Raw genomic sequence first — 4,337 nt, forward strand, 5'->3', positions numbered from 1 at the left:
AGGGGAGGCTTTAAACCAGAATTATTTAATTATTAATTATTAATAATTGGGTAAATGGGAAAAGTCACAAGTAGAAAAGCTAATCGAATTTTTGAGTAATATCAAGTTGAAATAACTACTGATAAATATAATATATAAAGTCTTTTATCAAAGTATTATCAGACCAAATACAAATCAATTTCTTGCCTACTCCATAATGTTCCTATCTACTGGCAATATGTAGCGAACTTTTTTTCCAATTGGTATAATACTAATTAGATAAAGATACTGCTACATTAACTTTTTCTAGTAGGTAAGGTTTATATTGAGAGATGCAGTATGGTCAGGGAGAAAGAGCAAGCGCAGATTTTTCCCAGTTCCCAGTTAAAGTATTCCCTATAGTTATGAATTATTCTCAGCCTCCTCGTAATCCTCAGACTCTCTTGGGTAGTATTACCCAGGTGGTGAAAACTATTCATGCTGGTGTCAACTTTTCTCGACTGGCACTGAGACCTAATGCTAAAGTACCTGAACTCTGGATACAGGAAGCAGAAGCTACTCCAACTAAAAAATATCCTCTGTTGGGCGATCGCTATTTACTCGGACGTTCCTCCCAAGCTTGTGATATTGTCATTCGTAATCCCCTAATTAGTAAAATTCATCTATCTGTCTCACGAAACCCAAAAGCAACTAACGCCCCCTATATCATCAAAGATGAAAACTCCGCTAATGGTATCTACAATGGGAAAAAACAGATTTCTAGTCTTCCTTTACGTCATGGCGATATCTTAACTTTAGGACCACCTGCATTAGCCGATGCTGTTAAAGTTAGGTATATCCATCCTCCTGCGTGGTATATTCAAGTTCTTCGTTATAGTTTCTTGGGCATTTCTGGATTTACTGCTTTGGTAAGTCTAATCATTCTACTTGAATGGACAAAATTTCAGGTAGATCCCCTACCCAACCCAATTACTGGCCCAGTAGTCATATATGCTCGTGATGGACAAACACCTCTACGTCCAGCTTATAGAAATTCTCATTATGAATTAGGACGCATCTCTAAATTTTCTAAATATTTACCAGATGCAGTTATTGCTTCTGAGGATAGTCGCTTTTATTGGCATCTTGGTATAGATCCCATTGGAATTACAAGAGCAATATTGATAAATTTAAGATCGGATAGTATACGAGAGGGAGGTAGTACAGTTACTCAACAACTAGCGAGAAGTATATTTCGAGATTATGTAGGTACTGAAGACTCTGCTGGCAGGAAAATACGAGAAGCAGTAGCAGCATTAAAATTAGAAGCTTTTTATAGTAAAGAAGATTTATTATTAGCTTATCTGAATAAGGTTTATTTAGGATTAGATTTATATGGATTTGAAGATGCTGCAAGATTTTATTTTGGTAAAAGTGCAACAGGATTAACCTTATCAGAAGCCGCAACATTAGTAGGAATATTACCAGCACCTAATAGTTTTAACCCAGTACAAAATTATGAAAAAGCTGTACAACAAAGAGATGGGGTTCTTTATCGAATGCTTACTTTAGGCATGATTAACCAACAAGAAGCAGATAGAGCTAGGCGATCGCGGATAGAAATTAATCCGAAAGCTAAAGAAATTATCCAAGGTACATTAGCACCCTATTATTATAGTCATGTATTTAGGGAATTAGAAGAATTATTAGGAGAAGACTTAGCTAGAGAAGGAAATTTTGTTGTTCAAACAGCCTTAAACCCTGAAATTCAAACTCATGCAGAAACAACTTTGCAAGATAGCATTAATAATACTGGTTCTTATGCTAACTTCTCTCAAGGTGCTATAGTCACAATAGATTCTAGGAATGGAGAAGTTATTGCTCTGACTGGGGGTGCAGATTACCAAAAAAGTCAGTTTAACCGGGCGACTCAAGCACAACGTCAACCAGGTTCTACTTTTAAAGTCTTTGCTTATGCTGCTGCCATAGAAAGAGGGATACCACCAACAAAATTCTATTCTTGTACTCCCCTGAGATGGATGGGTGTAAGTTACGACGGTTGTCAACGCCGTAACGGTGATATAAATATGTACACAGGTATGGCATTTTCGGAAAATGTAGTAGCTTTACGAGTGGCTCAACAGGTAGGTTTAGATAGAGTGGTAAGAATGGCAAGGCGTTTAGGAATTAAGTCTAAGTTAAATGCTGTACCTGGGTTGATTTTGGGTCAAAGTGAAGTTAATGTCTTAGAAATGACAGGTGCTTATGGGGTATTTGCTAATCGTGGAGTAGGGAATAAACCCCATACTATTAGGAAGATTATAGATAGTAGTGATTGTGGCGATCGCAATAATATTTACACTTGTCGTTGCATTTATTCGTATAACCCAGATCCAAATTGTGAAAACCCTCAAGGAGATATTCAAGCTAACAAACCTATTTTGAAACCATACATAGCAGACAGAATGACTCAAATGCTCCAAGGAGTCGTGCAATTTGGTACAGGTGGTAGTGCTAATCTGGGATTAGGAGAAGCAGGTAAAACTGGTACTACTAATGGAGCAGTAGATTTATGGTTTATTGGATATATTCCTAACCAAAGTATGGTTACAGGAATTTGGCTAGGAAATGATGATAACTCTCCTACCTATGGCAGTAGTAGTCAAGCTGCTCAGTTATGGGGAAATTATATGAAAAAGGTTGTAGGAGATTGAGGTCTAATAGACATTACGAACACAGAAAGCAACAAAGCACTGTCAAACTATAATTCATCCGGTCAATATACAAGGCTAAGATAAGCGCATTGCACCCAGCGTTCTCCAGTATATTGGGTACGTCCATGTAGCACTCGATGGTTATGTAAAATCACGAAATCTCCTGAATTGAACTTAAGTCGAATTTGATATTCATTACTATTACACATTTCAGCAAAAGTGCGATAGGCTTCATAATAAGGCTTCATTATCTCTGAAGGTAACTTAAATGGCTGTATAGAACGGGAAGAAAAGCGAATCGATTTAACTTTACCCAAATAATCAAGATGAATAATCTCTCCTTTTCCAACTAACTCAGCATGAGGGTATTGGAAGCGAAACTCCATAGGAAAAGTTGAAAGCAACTCAAATTTTTCAGGAGCTTCTTGGCGTAATGCTTCCGCTACCTGAAAGCCATCAACCAGAGTATTCTCCCCTCCTATCGTGGCAGTTTTTAAGTAGTGAAGCATCATATAAGCCGGGGAAATTGGCAAATGAACTAAGTCGTTGTGCAGGAAAATTTCGATGTTAGTGAAAGCAGTGGTATTTGGATTTTCCACAGTCTTGATATTGCAAAGCTTACCCCAAGGTGTTTCCTGCAAACAACCAAATTGGGATGCTACCTCTAAAATAGTATCTGGCTCAGTCGGAACATTCTCAAGTATGGCAATTCCATCATCGTTCAGACATAATAACCAGTCTTTGAGTTTCGCTTTATCTTGCAAAATCTCCTTATAGTCAGCTTTTGTTATTGAATTAATTTTTTCCGAACCCCATAATTTAGGTTGCCATTTTTGCTGCCTTCCATTATGATAATCATTTCGTCGTAACCAGGCGGGCTTGAATTTACTAATATGACCGTCGTTTGCCCAGATAATTTCTATTTCTCCTATTTGGTTGAGGTAGACTTTTTTTGGATAGGGTTCGGCAGGAATACTTAATGGATCAATGGTAGACATAGCGTTAACTTGGGAAATAGAGGGAGAATTATATCGCAACCATAGGTAATGAAATTGACTACGATGTCCATCTGCCCATTCGACCTGAAGCAAGTCTTTTTCTGCTACCAGTTTTACAGCAGAGGCGTCTGTATCATTTACTGATGTTAGCATTATGTTTTTCCTTGTAAAATTAATATATTTTGCTATTTTAGCAATATTCTAAAGTTCTAAACACATTTTACGAAATTATCTAGAGGAAAACCAAGCAAAAGTTTATGAAAAAGCATTAACATATGTCAGGCAAAAGACAGAATATGAGATAAATTTTCTAGAAAATTCCCCTTATAGTCTTGAACAATTATTAGATATGAACTGGCTACAATAAAATAAATTATCAGTTATCAGTAGTGAGACAATCTCTAGCCAATTTGCTATTGCAACATTTAAGATGAAGCAGTCTACTACTAGACTAACTTATAAGCATTTCCGAGAGTTGAATTATGTGTATAATTTCCGTTATTGACCCTACTTAGTCTTATACCTTTGCTGACTATTTTAAATTAAATTCTGAACCTGACGACATTCTATCCTATTTTGGCTATAGGTATGAATCGCGATCGCTTACCGAACTATTAATTATTAATAATTAAATAATTCTGGTTTAAAGCCTCCCCTTGGATAGGGG

General features: G+C 36.7%; 3 protein-coding genes. 2 read left to right on the forward strand and 1 reads right to left on the reverse strand.

Going from position 1 to position 4,337, the window contains the following annotated elements:
- Positions 1 to 383: 383 nt before the first annotated feature.
- Positions 384 to 2,672, forward strand: coding sequence for a transglycosylase domain-containing protein (locus ACP6PL_RS30765; protein ID WP_426549175.1), 2,289 nt, complete (start codon positions 384 to 386; stop codon positions 2,670 to 2,672).
- 62 nt (positions 2,673 to 2,734) lie between these two features.
- On the opposite strand, the gene ACP6PL_RS30770 is transcribed toward ACP6PL_RS30765, so the two are convergent.
- The gene (locus ACP6PL_RS30770; RefSeq protein WP_426549176.1) at positions 2,735 to 3,823 is read right to left on the reverse strand and encodes a TauD/TfdA family dioxygenase; all 1,089 of its coding nucleotides are present in this window, start codon (positions 3,821 to 3,823) and stop codon (positions 2,735 to 2,737) included.
- A 64-nt stretch (positions 3,824 to 3,887) separates the two neighbouring features.
- Here ACP6PL_RS30770 and ACP6PL_RS30775 point away from each other — a divergent pair, with 64 nt between their 5' ends.
- Entirely contained in the window at positions 3,888 to 4,037 is a 150-nt protein-coding gene (locus ACP6PL_RS30775; protein WP_426549178.1) for a DUF29 family protein, read from the forward strand.
- The last annotated feature ends 300 nt before the right edge of the window (positions 4,038 to 4,337 follow it).

Origin of the sequence: Dapis purpurea BLCC-M126 (genome assembly GCF_050015975.1) — a bacterium.
GTDB lineage: Bacteria > Cyanobacteriota > Cyanobacteriia > Cyanobacteriales > Microcoleaceae > Trichodesmium.